Origin of the sequence: Vibrio crassostreae 9ZC13, from assembly GCF_000272045.2 — a bacterium.
Classification (GTDB): Bacteria; Pseudomonadota; Gammaproteobacteria; order Enterobacterales; family Vibrionaceae; genus Vibrio; species Vibrio crassostreae_C.
On sequence record NZ_AJYZ02000041.1, the window covers coordinates 688,438 to 707,890 of the forward strand.

At 43.7% G+C, this 19,453-nt stretch carries 17 protein-coding genes; 9 read left to right on the forward strand and 8 right to left on the reverse strand.

All coding sequences use genetic code 11. The features are described 5' to 3' along the window. On the reverse strand, nucleotides 1–600 hold a 600-nt coding region (locus A136_RS17550; RefSeq protein ID WP_017063502.1), incomplete at its 3' end, for a pseudouridine synthase. Nucleotides 601–921: 321 nt separating this feature from the next. On the opposite strand from A136_RS17550, the gene A136_RS17555 reads away from it, so the two are divergent. Further along, the gene (locus A136_RS17555; RefSeq protein WP_017063503.1) at nucleotides 922–3,147 is read left to right on the forward strand and encodes an NADP-dependent isocitrate dehydrogenase; all 2,226 of its coding nucleotides are present in this window, start codon (nucleotides 922–924) and stop codon (nucleotides 3,145–3,147) included. Nucleotides 3,148–3,474: 327 nt separating this feature from the next. On the opposite strand, the gene cspD is transcribed toward A136_RS17555, so the two are convergent. Continuing rightward, nucleotides 3,475–3,696 carry a cold shock domain-containing protein CspD gene (cspD, locus tag A136_RS17560; protein ID WP_004736548.1) on the reverse strand — a complete coding sequence of 74 codons (222 nt, stop codon included), beginning with the start codon at nucleotides 3,694–3,696 and terminating at the stop codon, nucleotides 3,475–3,477. Nucleotides 3,697–4,281: 585 nt separating this feature from the next. Here cspD and clpS point away from each other — a divergent pair. Both clpS and clpA read left to right on the forward strand, forming a co-directional pair. Next, the gene (gene clpS, locus A136_RS17565) at nucleotides 4,282–4,602 is read left to right on the forward strand and encodes an ATP-dependent Clp protease adapter ClpS (protein WP_004737430.1); all 321 of its coding nucleotides are present in this window, start codon (nucleotides 4,282–4,284) and stop codon (nucleotides 4,600–4,602) included. Between the two features lie 39 nt (nucleotides 4,603–4,641). After that, nucleotides 4,642–6,915, forward strand: a complete 2,274-nt coding sequence (clpA, locus tag A136_RS17570) for an ATP-dependent Clp protease ATP-binding subunit ClpA (RefSeq protein WP_017062108.1) — start codon at nucleotides 4,642–4,644, stop codon at nucleotides 6,913–6,915. Nucleotides 6,916–7,081: 166 nt separating this feature from the next. On the opposite strand, the gene infA is transcribed toward clpA, so the two are convergent. The 3 genes from infA to aat all read right to left on the reverse strand — a co-directional run bounded on the left by infA (nucleotide 7,082) and on the right by aat (nucleotide 8,790). Continuing rightward, the gene (infA, locus tag A136_RS17575; protein ID WP_001040192.1) at nucleotides 7,082–7,300 is read right to left on the reverse strand and encodes a translation initiation factor IF-1; all 219 of its coding nucleotides are present in this window, start codon (nucleotides 7,298–7,300) and stop codon (nucleotides 7,082–7,084) included. A gap of 81 nt (nucleotides 7,301–7,381) precedes the next feature. Further along, nucleotides 7,382–8,080: an arginyltransferase gene (locus tag A136_RS17580; RefSeq protein WP_017062107.1), complete on the reverse strand. Its 699-nt coding sequence runs from the start codon at nucleotides 8,078–8,080 to the stop codon at nucleotides 7,382–7,384. After that, nucleotides 8,080–8,790: a leucyl/phenylalanyl-tRNA--protein transferase gene (aat, locus tag A136_RS17585; RefSeq protein WP_017063504.1), complete on the reverse strand. Its 711-nt coding sequence runs from the start codon at nucleotides 8,788–8,790 to the stop codon at nucleotides 8,080–8,082. The genes A136_RS17580 and aat overlap by 1 nt, the downstream gene beginning before the upstream one ends. A 53-nt stretch (nucleotides 8,791–8,843) precedes the next feature. On the opposite strand from aat, the gene A136_RS17590 reads away from it, so the two are divergent. Then, nucleotides 8,844–9,299: a glycine zipper 2TM domain-containing protein gene (locus A136_RS17590; protein ID WP_004736438.1), complete on the forward strand. Its 456-nt coding sequence runs from the start codon at nucleotides 8,844–8,846 to the stop codon at nucleotides 9,297–9,299. A gap of 162 nt (nucleotides 9,300–9,461) precedes the next feature. Next, nucleotides 9,462–10,742 (forward strand): 3-phosphoshikimate 1-carboxyvinyltransferase, encoded by a 1,281-nt coding sequence (gene aroA, locus A136_RS17595; protein WP_017062105.1) that lies wholly within the window; start codon nucleotides 9,462–9,464, stop codon nucleotides 10,740–10,742. A 61-nt stretch (nucleotides 10,743–10,803) separates the two neighbouring features. Here the strand turns inward: aroA and A136_RS17600 are convergent, their stop codons facing one another. Then, nucleotides 10,804–11,049, reverse strand: coding sequence for a YciN family protein (locus A136_RS17600; protein WP_017062104.1), 246 nt, complete (start codon nucleotides 11,047–11,049; stop codon nucleotides 10,804–10,806). A gap of 439 nt (nucleotides 11,050–11,488) precedes the next feature. Here A136_RS17600 and topA point away from each other — a divergent pair, with 439 nt between their 5' ends. From topA to A136_RS17620, 4 genes are all read left to right on the forward strand, one after another. Continuing rightward, nucleotides 11,489–14,119, forward strand: coding sequence for a type I DNA topoisomerase (gene topA / locus A136_RS17605; RefSeq protein WP_017062103.1), 2,631 nt, complete (start codon nucleotides 11,489–11,491; stop codon nucleotides 14,117–14,119). Nucleotides 14,120–14,642: 523 nt separating this feature from the next. Continuing rightward, nucleotides 14,643–15,872 (forward strand): glucose-1-phosphate adenylyltransferase, encoded by a 1,230-nt coding sequence (gene glgC / locus A136_RS17610; protein ID WP_080582251.1) that lies wholly within the window; start codon nucleotides 14,643–14,645, stop codon nucleotides 15,870–15,872. Next, a complete protein-coding gene (glgA, locus tag A136_RS17615) occupies nucleotides 15,862–17,316 on the forward strand; it encodes a glycogen synthase GlgA (RefSeq protein ID WP_017063505.1) in 1,455 nt (484 codons plus the stop codon). Before glgC ends, glgA begins: the two co-directional genes overlap by 11 nt. A gap of 285 nt (nucleotides 17,317–17,601) precedes the next feature. Then, nucleotides 17,602–18,399: an alpha/beta fold hydrolase gene (locus A136_RS17620; protein WP_017062100.1), complete on the forward strand. Its 798-nt coding sequence runs from the start codon at nucleotides 17,602–17,604 to the stop codon at nucleotides 18,397–18,399. Between the two features lie 131 nt (nucleotides 18,400–18,530). Here the strand turns inward: A136_RS17620 and A136_RS17625 are convergent, their stop codons facing one another. Then, nucleotides 18,531–18,848 (reverse strand): DUF2007 domain-containing protein, encoded by a 318-nt coding sequence (locus tag A136_RS17625; RefSeq protein ID WP_017062099.1) that lies wholly within the window; start codon nucleotides 18,846–18,848, stop codon nucleotides 18,531–18,533. Between the two features lie 64 nt (nucleotides 18,849–18,912). Further along, nucleotides 18,913–19,453, reverse strand: a 541-nt coding sequence (locus A136_RS17630; RefSeq protein WP_017063506.1) for a TVP38/TMEM64 family protein, incomplete at its 5' end; no start/stop codon positions are given.

Consider the following 19,453-nt stretch of genomic DNA (forward strand, 5'->3'; position numbering starts at 1 on the left):
AATGATTGTAATAGCCAACCATGTTGTCGGTATCGCGGCTCTGAAGCGTACTGGAGGGGTTCTATCCCACACAACAGGTTCAGACATCACCTCAACCTGAGCGGGCAGTGTCATGCCGTCTTTTAGTTCGACACCTTTTCTCAATTTATCTAAATCTTCCTCAGAAGGTGCGCCTTCAACCTGTACCCAGTAAGTCTTTGGGGATTTTGAGTTTGGTTGAGTTAGCTTAGCTTGAAAAATACCATCGTTGGTCAAGACCATTAACCCTTCGCTGTCGCGGTCAAGGCGACCTGCAGCATAAACGTCTTTCACTGGAATAAAGTCCGCTAGCGTTTTTCTCCCTTCGCCATCTGTAAATTGGCTTAGAGTATCGAAAGGCTTGTTGAACAGAATTACTTTGCGATCTTCGAGCGCAACCTTAGGTTTTGCATTGGTAGGCTTGCCTTTATATCGGTGCTTGCTTGAGTGAGATTTGTTGTGCGAATTGCCAGTGTTATTCTTATCACTGCTTCGGCTTTGTCTATTACCGCTTTGTTTTAATGTTGCACCAGAACGAGCCGGTTTGTCTGAACGAGATGCGCTGCGTGAGCGAGTAGACATGTTAACTACCTTGCAAAAATGTAAACGAAGTGTGCTGAAAAGTTTTCACTGAAACGGAATTGAGCTATCATTTGCGCGCCTAAAAGACACAAAATAGAACAAGTTGATGGACTCTTAAGCCTGATTTGTTTAATTATACCTTCGTGTTTTATTATAACAACGCACTCACGGATTTGGTTCATGCTGTCATCAAGATTGTATGAAAAATAAGATAGAGTACGACTATCGAGTAAGCAGTTTTCACTCTTAGAGTGGCTTACTGGTCAATTTATAACACGCTCACTACTTTAAATGAGCTTGTAAGAACTATAGGGAAATTTCATGCCTACTGAAAAACCAACGATCATCTATACCATTACAGACGAAGCTCCGGCGCTAGCAACATACTCTCTGCTGCCTATCATTCAATCTTTTACAGCTTCTTCTGGTATTAACGTTGATACTCGCGACATTTCACTTGCAGGGCGTATTATTGCCAACTTCCCTGACTATTTGAACGAAGAGCAACGTATTGGTGATGCATTAGCAGAACTAGGTGAATTGGCTAAGACACCAGAAGCAAACATTATCAAGCTTCCAAACATCTCTGCATCTGTACCTCAGCTTCAAGCAACAATCAAAGAGCTACAGTCAAAAGGTTACGCACTTCCTAATTACCCAGAAGAAGCAAACACTGACGAAGAGAAAGCAGTAAAAGCGACTTACGACAAAATCAAAGGCAGTGCAGTAAATCCAGTATTGCGTGAAGGTAACTCGGATCGCCGCGCTCCACTTTCTGTTAAAAACTACGCGAAGAAGAACCCACACTCAATGGGTGCTTGGTCTGCAGATTCTAAGTCGCACGTTTCAAGTATGGACGACAAAGACTTCTTCGGTAGCGAAAAGTCAGTAACCATTGAAGGTGCTACAGAAGTTAGCATTGAATTCGTTGGCAAAGATGGTGCGAAGAAAACATTGAAGCCAGCTTTTGCACTGCAAGATAAAGAGATCATTGATGCGTCAGTGATGAATAAGGCCGCTTTGGTTGCATTCTTCGAAAAAGAAATCGCATCGGCTAAAGAGCAAGGTGTACTGCTTTCTCTTCACTTGAAAGCGACGATGATGAAAGTATCTGACCCAGTGATCTTTGGTCACGCGGTTAAGGTTTACTACAAAGACGTATTTGCTAAACACGGTCAGCTGTTTGAAGAGCTAGGCGTTGATGTAAATAACGGCATCGGTGATGTCTACGCGAAGATTGATGCGCTTCCTCAAGAGCAGAAAGAAGCAATCGAAGCTGACCTGCAAGCGGTATACGAGACTCAGCCACCACTAGCGATGGTTGATTCGGACCGTGGCATTACTAACCTACACGTACCAAGCGATATCATTGTGGATGCATCTATGCCTGCAATGCTGCGTTCTTCTGGTCAAATGTGGGATCCAGAAGGTAAGCAAAAAGATACCAAAGCAATGATCCCAGATCGTAGCTACGCGAGCATTTACCAAGCGGTTATTGATTTCTGTAAAGAGAACGGCGCGTTCGATCCAACAACGATGGGTAGCGTACCAAACGTTGGCTTGATGGCTCAAAAAGCGGAAGAGTACGGTTCTCATGATAAGACTTTCATCCTTGAAGCTGCTGGTCAGGTTCAAGTTGTTGACGCTACAGGCGCTGTGCTTCTTGAGCAAGACGTAGAGGAAGGCGATATCTTCCGTATGTGTCAGGTTAAAGATGCACCAATCCAAGACTGGGTTAAGCTTGCGGTAACGCGTGCTCGTGCATCGGGTGTTCCAGCGGTATTTTGGCTAGATGCGTCACGCGCACATGATGCTCAGCTTATCAAGAAAGTTGAAGCATACCTTCCTGAATACGATACCGATGGTCTTGAAATTAAGATCCTTGCTCCACTTGAAGCGACTCAATACTCACTGGTTCGTATCAAAGAAGGCCTAGATACTATTTCGGTTACTGGTAACGTATTACGTGATTACCTAACTGACTTGTTCCCGATTTTAGAGCTTGGTACATCAGCTAAGATGCTATCGATTGTTCCACTAATGAACGGTGGTGGTCTGTTTGAAACAGGTGCTGGCGGCTCTGCTCCTAAACATGTTCAACAAGTAGAGAAAGAAAACCACCTGCGTTGGGATTCTCTAGGTGAATTCTTGGCACTAGCGGCATCTCTAGAGCACCTGAGCGTAGTAACAGGTAACGCTAAAGCACAAGTTCTAGCTGATGCGCTTGATAAAGCGACGGGTGAGTTCCTTGATAACAACAAGTCTCCTTCACGTCGAGTAGGTGAGCTTGATAACCGTGGTAGCCACTACTATCTAGCGGCATACTGGGCTAAGGCGCTTGCTGAGCAAACGGCTGACGCTGATCTTGCTGCTGAGTTTGCAGGTGTGGCAAGTCAACTGGCTGAAAGTGAAGAAGCGATCGTTGCAGAGATGAACAACGCTCAAGGTGTGGCTGGCGACTTAGGTGGTTACTACCTACTTGACGATGCATTGGTTTCAACACTAATGCGCCCAAGCTCAACGCTAAACGCGTTTATTGATGCATAGTGATTGGACTCATCGTTAGTCACTCATGAGCGTGATTTGCTAACGAGTTGCTTAGGCTGATAGCTAAGTTATAGATAAAGTCAAAACGAAAGACGCTTTAACGATAATGTTAAAGCGTCTTTTTTCTGTCTAATACTTCTTAAGACCTAGCTTAAGGGGAGTAGCTCTTCGAGCTCATTGTCCAGTGAGCAACTTTAGAGCCCCCAAAACGAAAAAAACCGCTCACGTAATCCTGTGTTACAGGTATTAAATGAGCGGTTTCAATATTCTGTTTACCTGTCAGCCGTTAATGACGACTGATGGAGGTTAACATGAGTTTGCATTCGCCTATTTTGCGGCGCTGCCTTCTACAGGAACAACGGAGCTAGCATGCGAGCCTTTAGGTCCACTTTCTACTTCATAGTCGACCTGCTGACCAGCCTTTAAGGTTCGATAACCTTCCATTTGTATTGTGGAGTAATGCGCGAAAATATCGCCGTCTTCACCTTCTGGACAAATAAAGCCAAACCCTTTGGCATTGTTAAACCATTTTACTGTACCTGTAGCCATGCTATACATCCCTCATGCATTTTGTTACTAACGTTGTTATATCAATTGTTGTAAGTGCGATTGATATCATTCCTACCAGCTAAAGAATTTCAGCTAATAGCTTGAATCTCGTACATTGCTTACGGAAATTAACGCTACCCTGCGTAATTATTCCTTATTGTTAATTTTTGAAGCGTGTTACTGATTTTAATTCATGTTGCAAAAGTGTATTAAAAAACCTTTTAGCTCCAATGTAGCTAATGATTGAGCACAGTCAATAGTAAATTGGTATAAAATTGATCAATTTTAATAACAAATCACATTCGAGATTAACCGCAAACTATTAACCAAATAGTAACTTAGCGGTAATATTATCGTTAGTATCAATAGTTATGGCGTCTTTTTAATCAATCACATATGTTAATCTTGTTAATCGAGATCTTTTATTTGCAGCGATGGAAATGGTGGATTAGGCTCAGTATAGAGGAATATTTTTTGGTACTGTTTCTAGGTGCAGTTTCTTAGTACACGGTAAAGCGTGAATGTGGTAAATTTGAGTTAGGTAAACACTCACGACTTCCGAAAAATAACCCTTAGCAAAGCGATATGAGCAGAAACTTTGAATGGGCATCTCCAGGCTCAGATTTACTGGAGAAAGAAGCAACAAAAGTAAAGCCACCGGCGATGTATAACGTTGTGTTGAATAACGATGACTACACGCCCATGGACTTTGTAATCGAGATCCTAGAGCGATTCTTCTCACTAGATATCGAAAAAGCAACGGAAGTGATGCTCAAGGTTCATTATGAAGGTAAAGCTATATGCGGCACATACAGCGCTGAAATAGCGGAAACAAAGGTAGCGCAGGTCACGATGTACTCAAAGGAAAATGAGCATCCGCTACTATGTACAATGGAGCAAGTATAAATTGCTCGAACAACACTGTTGTTCCCTTAGGAGGTACTTATGCTAAATAAAGAATTAGAGACGAGTTTAAATGGCGCATTTGCTCGTGCGCGAGACAAGCGACATGAATTCATGACTGTCGAACACCTCCTACTAGCATTATTAGAAAATGATGCGGCCAAGGAAGCGCTCCAAGCTTGTCAGGCTGATCTCGATGCTCTTCGCAATGAGCTCGATATTTTTATCGATCAAACGACCCCACTTATCCCTGAAAGCGACGAAACTCGCGAAACTCAGCCTACGTTGAGCTTCCAACGAGTACTTCAACGCGCTGTTTTTCATGTTCAATCTTCAGGTCGCAGCGAAGTAACAGGTGCTAACGTACTTGTGGCTATTTTTAGTGAGCAAGAATCTCACGCGGCATATCTTCTTAAGAAAAACGACATTAGTCGCTTAGATATTGTTAACTTCATCTCACACGGTATTACCAAAGCGAGCAACGAAGGCGACAGTCCTTCATCATCCGATTCATTTGGTGGTGCAGAAAATGCTGAAGAAGCTAACTCTGAAGACCGTTTAGAAAATTTTGCTACTAACCTTAACGAAGTCGCAAAGCAGGGCAATATTGACCCACTAATCGGTCGTGACAAAGAACTAGAACGCACTATCCAAGTTCTGTGTCGTCGTCGTAAGAACAACCCTCTGTTAGTGGGTGAAGCGGGGGTAGGTAAAACTGCCATCGCGGAAGGTCTTGCATGGCGCATCGTTGAAGGACAAGTGCCTGAAATCATTCAGAGCAGCGTAATTTATTCTCTAGATATCGGTTCACTGTTAGCCGGAACCAAATATCGTGGTGACTTTGAGAAACGTTTTAAAGCGATTCTTAAGCAACTGGAGAAAGAAGAAGACGCGATTCTGTTCATCGATGAGATCCACACCATTATCGGTGCCGGGGCTGCATCGGGTGGTCAGGTTGATGCGGCAAACTTAATTAAACCACTACTAAGCAGTGGCAAATTACGTTGCATCGGTTCAACAACGTACCAAGAGTACAGCAGTATTTTTGAGAAGGAGCGTGCTTTAGCTCGTCGCTTCCAGAAAATAGATATTATTGAACCATCGCTAGACGATACGACCAAGATCCTGATTGGCTTGAAGCCAAAATACGAAGCTCACCACGAAGTGCGCTACACCAACAAAGCGTTGCGTGCCGCTGTGGAACTGTCAGCTAAATACATTAATGAACGCCACCTTCCTGATAAGGCCATTGACGTAATCGATGAAGCGGGCGCTCGTAGTCGTTTGGCACCTGCAAGCCGTCGTAAGAAAACGGTAAGCGTGGCTGATATTGAGTCAATGGTTGCGAAAATGGCGCGTATTCCTGAAAAGTCAGTATCGTCTTCAGACAAAGATACACTCCAGAAACTGGATGAGCGCATGAAAATGTTGGTATTCGGACAAGACCCTGCAATCGATGTATTGAGTGAAGCGATTAAGCTGACCCGTGCTGGATTGGGTGCAGACAATAAACCTGTTGGTTCATTCTTGTTTGCTGGTCCTACTGGTGTCGGTAAAACAGAGGTGACTGTTCAGCTGTCTAAGTTGATGGGTATTGAGCTTCTGCGCTTTGATATGTCTGAGTACGGTGAGCGACACTCAGTGAGCCGCTTGATTGGTGCGCCTCCTGGTTATGTTGGTTACGACCAAGGTGGTTTGCTAACGGATGCCGTAATCAAGAACCCGCACTCTGTTGTGTTACTGGATGAAATCGAGAAAGCTCACCCAGATATCTTTAACTTGCTACTGCAGGTAATGGATAACGGCACGCTAACTGACAACAATGGTCGCAAAGCGGACTTCCGCAATGTGATTCTAGTGATGACGACCAACGCAGGTGTGGCTGAAACCGAGAAGAAATCGATCGGCCTGATCCAACAAGATCATGCGCCAGATGCGATGGGCGAAATCAAGAAGGTATTTACTCCTGAGTTCCGTAACCGTCTTGATAATATCATTTGGTTCAACAGCCTTGACCCAAGTGTGATTAGCCAAGTAGTTGATAAGTTCATTGTCGAGCTTCAGGTTCAACTGGACGCTCGTGGCGTGTCTTTAGAGGTTTCTGAGGATGCTCGTCACTGGTTAGCTGATAAAGGCTATGACAAGACCATGGGTGCTCGTCCAATGGGACGTGTTATTCAAGAGAAGCTTAAGAAACCACTTGCTAACGAGTTACTGTTCGGTAGCTTGGTTGATGGCGGTACGGTTAAAGTATCCCTGAAAAAAGATGAATTGGATTTCATCTATGTTGGTGCTAAAGAAGAGGTCATGCACTAACGAAGTGATTGATAAATCAAAGGCTTAAATATAAAACGCATGACTTAGGTTGTGCGTTTTTTTATGCTTGCGAGATGCGAGATTGATGTGCTTGTGTAGTAAAAAGCTCAGGCAATAAAAAACGGAGCCTTAAGCTCCGCTTCTTATTGTATTCGCTAATTAAAAATTAACGAGCACGGAAGACGATGCGGCCTTTAGAAAGGTCGTATGGAGTCATCTCAACAGTTACTTTATCACCAGTAAGAATACGGATGTAGTTCTTACGCATTTTACCAGAGATGTGTGCTGTCACTACGTGACCGTTTTCAAGCTCAACACGGAACATTGTGTTTGGTAGAGTATCAAGGACAGTGCCTTGCATCTCGATTACGTCTTCTTTAGCCATCTAATCCTCTTTCGAAATTTGGCGGTTTTCAACGGCTTGATTGTGCCGTTAAAATCAAAATATGTAAAGTTGTCGCGTATTCTACCCTTGCCACCGCTGATTTACTAGCCTTTGATGACGTTGAAATCGTACTTTATAGTTCATCGCAGGGCATTCATCGATTTGATAACCCAAATATAACCATTGTTTTTGTTCTTTCTGGGCATGTTGGATCTGAAATAGAACGCCAAGTGTTCCCATCGAAATGTCTATATCAGGAGCGAAGAAGGTATAAAACGCGCTCGTACAGTGAGCCATGATGTCGGTTACGGCGATACCAACCAACTTGTTCTCATCATAGATGTGCATGAACTTTGTAGTAAGCCACTCATTTTTAGAGAATTGTAGAAACTCTTCTTTCTTGGGTGGGTACATGGTTCCCGAACGGTGACGAGCGGTGATATAGCGACTGTATAAGTCAAACCAGTTGTCATCCATCTCATCTTTCAGTTCCCAACGTAGTGATTTTCCTTTGTTAAGGATCCGTCGTTGGCTTTTGGAAAGCTTAACCTCAGGAATTGAAAGCCGAATCGCTTGGCATGCTGAGCAATTATCGCAATGTGGCTTATAAATGGTTGAACCACTGCGGCGAAATCCATTCGCAAGCAGAACTTCATAGTTATCTGAGGTGTGCATGTGTTCGTCAAGCGTGACCGCCACTCTCTCTTCGAAGTGAGGTAAGTAGCTGCAAGCGTGATTGTCTGTTAATCCAATTCTGATTTGTTGTAAATCTGGATTCATTAAGGCATTTCCTTCAGCCATTGGGTTTTAAAGCATGCATCGTCAACGGAGAACTCTTTGAGTAATTGCAGAGAGCCTAGGAATTCATCCCTATCAACCTCGATAGCGCCCAAGGATTCCAAGTGAGGGTTCATGACTTGGCAATCAATCAGTTGTCCGCCGAATCGGGTAAAGTGTTTACAAAAGTACCACAGCGCAATTTTAGAGGCATTGGTCTTTAGGCTGAACATCGATTCACCGCAAAAGACTTGGCCTCTTTGTAAGCCGTAAAGTCCACCGATCAGTTCATCATCTTGCCAAACCTCAACCGAGTGGCAGAAACCTAATGAAGCGAGTTTGCGGTAGGCTGACTGCATGTCGCTGTTTAGCCAGGTTTCTTCTTCGGGTCTTAGTGAAGAGCAATAACCAATTACTCTGTCCGTCGCTTGGTTGATGCTGACTCGGTAATTGTGCTTTCTTTGAAACTTTTTAAGACTTTTTGACGGTTCGAATGTCTTAGGATTAAATACCGCTCGCGGTGCAGGGCTCCACCAAAGTATAGGCTCACCTGGGCCATACCATGGAAATATACCTTGGCTATAAGCGTTTAAAATTCGCATTGGTGATAAATCACCACCGAAGGCGAGCAGACCGTTGGGGTCATCAAGCGCGTCGAAAGGCGAAGGAAACTCTATACTAGTAGTATCAAGTTCGGTTAGGTATATAGTCATAAGTACCGCATTACAGATTAATCACTGACCAAGAGGTCTTTAGGAGTTTTACCATGAAGAAGTTGCTTTGGATTTTACTTGTTTTGCCCATGTTGGCAAATGCAGCTTACAACAGAAACCAAGCTCGACCAGTAAACGAGGTGGTTTATGGTGAGATTGATACGGTCAGATACATCACTCAGCAAGAGATCGTTGAGTCGAAAGCGAATGGTTGGGAAACCTTGTTAGGTGCGGCGATTGGTGGCTTGATTGGTAACCAGTTTGGCGGCGGCACTGGTAAAGAAGTGGCGACAGCTGTAGGTGCAGTAGCAGGTGCGGGTATTGCTCGTAACCGAGGTAACACACAATATAAAGTAGAGTACAAACTGGTCGAGTTATTGGTCAAAACCAAAGACGACAAGTTGGTCAACATTATCCAAGATGTCGATAACTCGATGCTGTTCAACCGAGGCGATGATGTACGAATTCTCTATTTTTCAGATGGTGTTCGAGTTGATCTCGTGTACTAGTATATAAATACGATTGATTGGCTAATTAATCACCGGTTTGGGCTGGATTAGCTCTGGAGTTCGTTGGAAAAGTTCGTTAGTCTGCAAGTACGAAGAATTATTCATCACCCGAAAATAAATACGCGCCAGTGACTTCGGGTGGTACAAGGACTATAAGATTTAATGGAAAGCCTTACGTTACAACCAATTCAAAAAGTGAACGGGGAAGTTAACCTACCTGGTTCAAAAAGCGTTTCCAACCGTGCACTTCTTTTGGCTGCACTTTCTACGGGAACCACTCGCCTAACAAACTTGCTAGACAGTGATGATATTCGTCATATGTTGAATGCATTAACTCAGTTAGGTGTTGATTATCAGTTGTCTGCAGACAAAACCGTTTGTGAAGTGACAGGTGTTGGTGGTGCATTTTCAAGTGACAAAGCCCTAGAGCTTTTCTTAGGTAATGCGGGTACGGCGATGCGTCCGTTGGCGGCTGCACTATGTTTAGGTCGCGGTGAATACGTTCTTACTGGTGAGCCTCGTATGAAAGAGCGCCCAATTGGCCACTTGGTAACAGCACTGCGAGAAGCCGGTGCCGATGTTGAATACTTAGAGAACGAAAACTACCCACCATTGAAGATCACAGGTACAGGTCTGAAGAGCGGTACAGTTTCTATCGACGGTTCTATCTCTAGTCAATTCTTGACGGCATTTTTGATGGCTGCGCCCTTAGCTGAAGGTGAAGTGACCATTAAAATTGACGGTGAATTGGTTTCTAAACCTTACATCGATATTACGCTGCACATCATGAAGCAATTTGGTGTGGACGTGATCAATAATGATTACCAAGAGTTTGTGATTCCTACCGGGCAATCTTACTCGGCACCGGGTGATTTCTTGGTTGAAGGTGATGCATCATCTGCGTCATATTTCCTTGCAGCCGCTGCTATCAAAGGTGGTGAGATTAAGGTCACTGGTATTGGTAAAAACAGTATCCAAGGTGATATCCAATTCGCTGATGCGCTTGAGAAAATGGGTGCGGAAATCGAATGGGGTGACGACTACGTTATCTCTCGTTGTGGCGAGCTGAAAGGCATTGATATGGACTATAACCATATCCCAGATGCTGCGATGACTATTGCGACAACCGCATTGTTTGCAAAAGGCACAACGGCAATCCGTAATGTCTACAACTGGCGTGTGAAAGAGACAGACCGCTTGGCTGCAATGGCAACAGAGCTACGTAAAGTCGGCGCTGAAGTGGAAGAGGGTGAAGATTACATCATTGTTAACCCTGTGGCTGAACTGACTCATGCGGCGATTGATACTTACGATGATCACCGTATGGCGATGTGTTTCTCGCTGGTTGCTTTGAGCGATACGCCTGTGACGATTAATGATCCAGGTTGTACGTCAAAGACATTCCCTGATTATTTCGACAAGCTGAAAATGCTAAGTCTATAAAAATGCTTAGTATGTAAAGGTTTAGGAACAAAAAAGCTTGCCTAAGTGGCAAGCTTTTTAATTATTGCTGAATTGTAAATTCTTTCGAAAGGTGGTGCGCTAAGTATTTAAACATGTTAAATACCGCGGTTGTATTCTCTGTCGGCATTCCATTGCTGTCTAAGAAGTATTCACCTTTGAAGACGAGTACATCGTCTTTTTCTACTACGCTGTTTGCGCGCATGCCTTCAATGTAGTCATCATGTGATTGGATAATTTGGTTTGCGATAAGCAGTAAATCAAATTCTGCTATTACTTTCTTTGTCATGAGTTTATCTCTGATAACTGAATATAACGTTGAGTTTATGGTGTCGAACTAGAAATTCAATGATTTCACAACCGATTAAGAGAGTCTTTTCAAACATCCACAATTTATTTTGTGATTTACGGCAAAAATAATTGAATGGGGCTCGCGTTAGATTCGCGGACAAGCTTAGTATGAGCCCGTTTAGACGTAATGCCTGATGAATAGGCTCTTGCAAGTATTCTTAGTGAGTACTTTATAGCTTCTTTATATTGTGACCCTTTTATCTATGAGTCGTCGAATTGTCGAGCGATCAGATCCAATTTTGAAAAAAGCGGTTGATCTTCTAGTAATCTCGCACAATAGTAAAAAAAGAAGCAATGAATTTAGAATATCATGCGTAAAAGCCCACAAGCTAAATTGTTGGTGCTGAAGCATCGTGATTAAGGACGTTAGAGTCAATATGGGTAAATCGCTCGTTATAGTGGAGTCGCCAGCCAAGGCTAAAACTATCAATAAATATCTTGGCAAAGACTTTGTCGTTAAGTCGAGTGTAGGTCACGTACGTGATTTACCAACGGCAGGTCAAAGTACTGGTCAAAAGGCTGCTGCAGTTTCAACCAAGGGTATGAGCCCAGAAGACAAAGCTCGTATCAAAAAAGAAAAAGATCGCAAAGCTCTTATCAAAAAGATGGGTATCAACCCGTATAAAGAGTGGGAAGCGAACTATCAAATCCTACCTGGTAAAGAGAAAGTCGTCGCTGAATTGCAAAAACTGGCTGAGAACGCAGACCATGTTTATCTCGCAACCGATTTGGACCGCGAAGGAGAAGCTATCGCATGGCACCTTCGTGAGATCATCGGCGGCGATGAAACGCGATACAAGCGAGTGGTTTTTAACGAAATCACCAAGAATGCTATTCAACAAGCTTTCGAAACGCCAGGTGAGCTAAATATTGATGGCGTAAACGCACAACAAGCACGACGTTTTATGGACCGTGTTGTTGGCTTTATGGTGTCACCTCTGCTTTGGAAAAAAGTAGCACGAGGCCTGTCCGCTGGCCGTGTTCAATCAGTAGCGGTAAAACTACTGGTAGAGCGTGAGCGCGAGATCAACGCCTTTATCCCTGAAGAGTTCTGGGATGTGCATGCTGATACTAAAACAGCAGAGAAAACCGACTTTAGACTGCAAGTTGCACAGAAAGACGGTGTTGCGTTTAAACCTGAAAATGAAGCGCAAACACAAGCTGCTGTTAGCGTTTTAGAAAAAGCGCAATACGAAGTATGTAAACGTGAAGACCGCCCAACAAAGAGTAAGCCGTCTGCACCTTACATCACGTCGACACTGCAACAAGCGGCGAGTACCCGTCTTGGTTATGGCGTAAAGAAAACCATGATGCTGGCTCAACGCCTGTATGAAGCGGGTTACATCACTTATATGCGTACTGACTCAACCAACTTGAGTTCAGAAGCTGTAGAAGCCGCTCGTGAATACATTGGTTCTGAGTACGGCGCGCAATACCTTCCACCTAAAGCACTTGTATACGGCAGCAAAGAGGGCGCTCAAGAGGCCCACGAAGCGATTCGTCCTTCAAGTGTAGATGTTAAGTCGGAAGATCTAAACGGCGTAGACGCAGACGCACACAAGCTTTACTCGCTAATTTGGAATCAATTCGTAGCGTGTCAAATGACGCCAGCTCAATACGATTCAACGACAGTAAGCGTTAAAGCAGATGAGTACACGTTGAAAGCGAAAGGTCGTATCCTTAAATTTGATGGTTGGACTCGTGTTCAGCGTCCAATGGGCAAGAACGAAGATACGATCCTTCCAGCAGTACAGATCGGCGATAAGCTTGATCTGATTGCGCTAGACCCTAAACAGCACTTCACTAAGCCACCGGCTCGTTTCACTGAAGCGGCGCTAGTTAAAGAGCTTGAGAAGCGTGGTATTGGTCGTCCTTCAACATACGCATCAATCATCTCAACGATTCAAGATCGCGGTTATGTAAAAGTTGAACAGCGTCGTTTCTATGCTGAGAAGATGGGTGAAATTGTTACTGACCGTCTAGATGGCAGCTTCAATGACCTAATGAACTACGACTTCACTGCTCGTATGGAGCAGAAGTTGGACCAAATCGCAGAAGGCGAAGCAAGCTGGAAAGGCGTGCTAGATAACTTCTTCGAAGACTTTACTGGCGATTTGGAAAAAGCAGACTTAGACGAAGACGCTGGTGGCATGAAGCCAAATCATATCGTGGAAACCGATATTGAGTGTCCGACTTGTAGCCGTAAAATGGGTATTCGTACTGCTTCGACAGGCGTATTCCTTGGTTGTTCTGGCTATGCACTTCCACCAAAAGAGCGTTGTAAGACAACAATCAACCTTGGTGATGAAGAAGGCATTATCAACGTGCTTGAAGAAGACGTTGAAACAGCAGCACTTCGAGCTAAAAAGCGTTGTCCTATTTGTGAAACGGCAATGGATGCCTATCTAATCGATGATAAGCGTAAGATGCACGTATGTGGTAACAACCCGAACTGTGAAGGTTATGTGGTTGAGCACGGCGAATTTAAAGTGAAAGGCTACGATGGTCCACTTGTTGAGTGTGACAAGTGTGGTTCTGACATGGTTCTGAAGAACGGTCGTTTTGGTAAATACATGGACTGTACGAGTGAAGATTGTAAGAACACTCGTAAGATTCTGAAAAATGGCGAAGTTGCGCCACCAAAAGAAGACCCGGTGCATTTCCCTGAACTTCCGTGTGAAAATTCAGACGCGTACTTTGTTCTTCGTGATGGTGCTTCTGGTCTATTTATGGCTGCGAGCAACTTCCCTAAATCACGTGAAACACGTGCACCATTAGTGGAAGAGCTGGTTCGTTTTAAAGACCGTATCTCACCTAAGTTCCAATACCTAGCATCAGCGCCAGTTGCTGACCCTGATGGTAAGCCGACAGTGGTTCGTTTTAGTCGTAAGACCAAAGAAAACTACGTGCGTACTGAAGTAGATGGAAAACCGTCCGGTTGGACTGCGTTGTACATCGACGGTAAGTGGGAAGTTACGGATAAGCGTAAAAAGCCTAAAGAGAAATAACTGAACGTTATTGATGAAAAAGCAGCCTAATGGCTGCTTTTTTTGATCTCAATATGACTAAATATGCAACTTGTTGACCTGGTGTTTCGTCTGCGAGAATTTATTAAATTCACATCGCAAAATAAATAATGCCAATTAATCAGATTTTCTTATGCAACTTTAACGAGAATGTAACTTAATTAAAATATTGTAACTCACAGATCAGCGTTTAGTTGTATACCTGATGTGTGTCGGGTGTTAATGTAATGTTTCGTCTGGACGGTGTAATGTGAGCCGCTTTAAGTCTTGGGAAAGCAATCAGCTTACGTACCACAGAATGGCGTATTAAAAATTGAATTCGGCCGAAAAGTCGATAACGTATATAAAACCAAGTGCAAAGAATAGTGCACACATAACAACGTTTGGCTTAGGATATTGTCACTGTATGTGAATGGATATTCGCTAAATACCGAAATAAGTGTTGGTGCTCATCCCCCAGAGGAAGATACCTCTACGAGTACTAACATCGACAAGCTATAGATATATGGAGAATAAAATGGCTGGTGTATTGGGAATGATTCTTGCTGGTGGTGAAGGCTCTCGCTTAAGACCTTTAACTGAATCTCGCAGCAAACCCTCGGTTCCTTTCGGTGGTAGTTACCGCTTAATTGATTTCGCTTTGAACAACTTCGTTAATGCTGATCTAATGAAGATCTACGTATTAACACAATTTAAGTCACAGTCACTGTTCCACCATATGAAAAAAGGCTGGAATATCAGTGGCATAACAGACCGTTTTATCGACCCAATTCCTGCGCAAATGCGTAAAGGAAAGCGTTGGTATGAAGGCACAGCAGATGCTATCTACCAAAACATGGGCTTTATGGAGTTGGAAGAACCTGATCAAGTATGTATTTTTGGTTCAGACCATATCTATAAGATGGACATCAAACAGATGCTTGATTTCCATAAAGAGAAGAAAGCGGCTCTAACAGTATCAGCATTGCGCATGCCGCTTGCTGAAGCATCAGAATTCGGTGTTATTGAGGTTGATGCTGACGGCCGTATGATTGGCTTTGAAGAGAAACCTGCAAATCCGAAGTCGATCCCGGGCGATCCAGAATCAGCGCTCGTTTCAATGGGCAACTACGTGTTCGAAGCGAAAGAGCTTTTTGCCGAACTAACGGAAGATGCTGATAGAGAAGGTTCGACACACGATTTCGGCAAAGACATTATTCCAAACATGTTCCCACGTGGTGATGTGTTTGTTTATGATTTCAGCACCAACCGTATCACTGGTGAGAAAGAAGAAGTTTACTGGCGCGATGTAGGTACGATTGACGCGTACTGGCAAGCGCACATGGACCTTCTTAAGAAAGATGCGCCATTCTCGCTATACAACCGTAAATGGCCTCTACACACTTATTACCCGCCACTACCACCAGCTACGTTTACTGATTCGGCAAATGGTCGAATTCAGATCATTGATAGCCTTGTGTGTAGCGGTAGTTATGTACGTGGTTCGCGTATTGAAAAGAGTGTACTGGGCTTCCGCAGCAATATCGCATCAGCGTGTGATATTAGCGAAAGCATCTTACTCGGTGATGTAAAAGTGGGTGAGGGTTGTATCTTGCGCCGCGTTATCATTGATAAAGACGCAGATATCGCACCGGGTACACAGATTGGTGTAAATCTGACAGAAGACAAAAAGCATTACCACGTATCTGACGATGGTGTCGTAGTGATTTCTAAAGGAGCACGAGTTGGTTACTAAGACTCTCTCGGTACTTTTTGTAGCGTCTGAAGTTGAAGGCTTGATTAAAAGTGGTGGCTTGGCTGATGTAGCCAAGGCACTGCCGAAAGCGTTGCAAACACTCGAACAGGACGTTCGAGTGACTATCCCCGCATATAGAAACATTCCAAACATTGATTCAGCAGAAGTTATTTTATCGACTGAACTCGATCATTGGCCTCATACGGCTTATCAAGTTAAAAAACTGAGCGTAGAAGGCGTTCCAGTTTTTGGTATTGAATGTGCCAAGTATTTCGACCGCCCGGAAATGTACGCAGAAAACAATCAAGCTTATGCTGATAACGGAGAGCGCTTCTCGTTCTTTAGTGCAGCCTGTCTTGATATGCTTCCTAAGCTTGGTTTCCAACCGGATATCATTCATGCAAATGACTGGCATACTGGTTTCGTTCCTTTCTTGCTTAAATCGCGTTATCAACAACACGATTTCTTTGAAAATACGCGCAGTGTTATTTCGATTCACAATGCGGTTTTCAAAGGTGTGTTCGCCTACGATGAACTTCAATTCCTGCCAGAGATGCACCGTTACCATGCGCCTGAAGCTTCAGTGAGTGACACTCATGTCACTATGCTAAGAGCTGGAGTGATGTGTGCGGATAAAGTGAACGCAGTAAGTCCTACCTATGCAGAAGAGTTGAAAACGGAATTAGGTAGCCACGGTATGGCTGCAGAATTCCAACACAGATCTGCTGATCTGTTCGGCATTTTGAATGGGTGTGATTATGGGGCTTGGAATCCGGAAACTGATGCTTTCCTTCCTCGTAAATTCAAAGCGACCAAGCACAGCATGGCTCGCGGAAAATCAGCTTGTAAGCAAAAACTGCAACAAGATGTAGGTTTACCCGTTGCCGATTGCGCGGTTTATGGCATGGTTTGTCGCTTGACGAATCAAAAAGGTGTTCATTACTTACTGCCTATCATCGAACAGTTTTTGAAAAATGATCTTCAGATCGTGATTGTCGGTACTGGCGATCCGGTTTTGGCGAGTCAATTGAAAGAGCTATCAGCGCTTCACTCAGATAAGTTCTCGTTCGTAGAAGCGTACAATAATGAACTTGCGCACTTGGTTGAAGCAGGCTCTGATTTCTTCTTGATGCCTTCGGAATTTGAACCGTGTGGCTTAAACCAAATCTACAGCATGGCTTACGGTACTTTGCCGATTGTTCGTTCTGTGGGAGGTTTAAAAGACAGCGTGAATGATTACGATGAAGATCCTGAAGTCGCGACTGGGTTTGCTTTTGAAGAGCCAACACCGCAAGCGTTATTGGCTGTGTTACATCGTTCATTACTGCTTTACGCACAAAACCCATCTGAAATTAAGCGTGTTCAGCTTTATGCGATGCAGCAAGATTTTAGTTGGGAAGATGCGGCTAAAGAATACCTAGCTATGTATCATTCAGCATTTTAACTTGTTGACTTAGCTTTAAAGTTAGCTGGCGAGCAACTGCCGCTCGTACTAAATGAAGGCGCTCTAATTGTAGAGTGCCTTTTGGTTTCCTGGTCAGAGCACATCACGTTTACGAAGACAAAGCTTGCAAACTCATTTTAGTCAGGTAGAAAAGGTGAGGTAGGTATTCACATGACTAATGATAGGTTTGACACTATTATCACTTAAAGTTCTTAATAGCGTGGTATCCTTAGTCATCGCCTCGTGATGAGGCATAGCTCCATTCCAATAATTAAAGCGATAGGTATGTCTGAGAGTTTACTATTTCATAAAACATTTACTCACCCTACGAGCGATGAGTGGGTTGTATTTGTGCATGGCGCAGGAGGCAGTTCCTCCATCTGGTTCAAGCAGATCAAAGCGTATAAACAGCATTTCAACTTACTTCTCATTGATCTGAGAGGGCACGGTAAATCAGACAATATACTTAAAGGGCTGATTTCGAATCGTTATACGTTCAAATCGGTGACGCTTGATATTCTTAAAGTGTTAGACCATCTTAAGATCCGTTCTGCACATTTCGTTGGCATGTCTTTGGGCACGATTATTGTGCGTAACGTTGCCGAACTGGCGGCTGGCCGTGTACGTTCAATGGTACTGGGTGGCGCTGTCACCAAGCTAAACACTCGCTCTCAAGTGTTAATCAAGTTGGGTAACCTCAGCAAGCACATCATTCCTTACATGTGGTTATACAGCCTTTTTGCTTATGTTGTGATGCCACAAAAAAGCCAAAAAGAGTCTCGTCACCTTTTTATCCGCGAAGCCAAAAAACTGTGCCAGAAAGAATTTAAACGCTGGTTTATCTTAACGGCTGATGTAAACCCCTTGATGAAATATTTTAAAGATAGAGAGCTACCAATACCGACTCTTTATTTGATGGGTGAACGTGACTACATGTTTATTAAGCCTGTAAAAGAAATGGTTGCAGCGCATGAATCGAGTGAGCTAGTAGAAATCCCGAATTGTGGACACGTGTGTAACGTGGAAAACCCTGAAGAGTTTAATCAGCGTTCGATTGCGTTTATTCAAAAACAAATTCAGTGATTTTCTAGGCGTGAAATCAAAGATGATGAGTTAATCGAATTGAAATAAAAACGGGAAGCTAACTTTAGCTTCCCGTTTTTAATTGGAGGAGGTATCTGACCGAATCGTTCTATCAGGTCACTGAAACCCTGCTATTCAGGTGAGGCAGCACCGCACTGCCAGCAAGAGCCGAATTGCGCTTCGTTGACTTCATGACACTCACCACAACGCCACTCTTCATAGATGATCGAATCTTGCTGCTTTTGGTAGTCATTGACGAGCATGCGAGCTTTACTGGCCAATTCTGGCTCATATAACCATACGTAAGGGTCAGTTTCTTCAGTGAATGGGATTTCCCCCTTTAATCCGAACAACCCCTCACCACGGACTTCACAGGCAATATTCTCGCTTTCTAATAATCCACAGATGATATGAGCTTCTGTCGGATTCGATGCACTGAAGATTTTCATTGAAATAGAACCTTATTCGGCTATCTGTGTTATTTAGCTATTATAAATTATTCAGCTATATACGTTATTCAGCTACGGGTGCTGAGCGAAACTTACCCATCAACCATTTAGCCACTATTGGGAATATACCCAATAACGCAAATGACAATACTACTGAAGGGGAGACGATGCCCGAAAGTGAATCAATTTCTGCGAGCTGAGTACCAGCATTCAAGAAAACCGCCGTCCCCGGTAACATCCCGATTTGACTCGTAATGTAGTAACGACTCACTGACATCGGTGTTAGACCCATCAATAGGTTGATAAGGAAAAATGGGAATACAGGAATCAGACGCAGAGAAAACAGGTAAAATGCGCCGTCTTTTTCAACCCCCTTGTTAATCGTCGCCAATTTGTCACCAAACTTGGTTTGAATCCAGTCACGCAACAGGTAACGGCTACTTAAGAAAGCTAAGGTCGCACCGATCGCACTTGCGAAAGATACCAGTAGCAAGCTGTTCCAGAAGCCAAATAGCGCGGCCCCTAATAAGGTTACAACAGCGGCACCAGGAATGGAGAAAGCCGTAATCATGACATACGCGACAAAATAGATAGCGGCAGGCGCA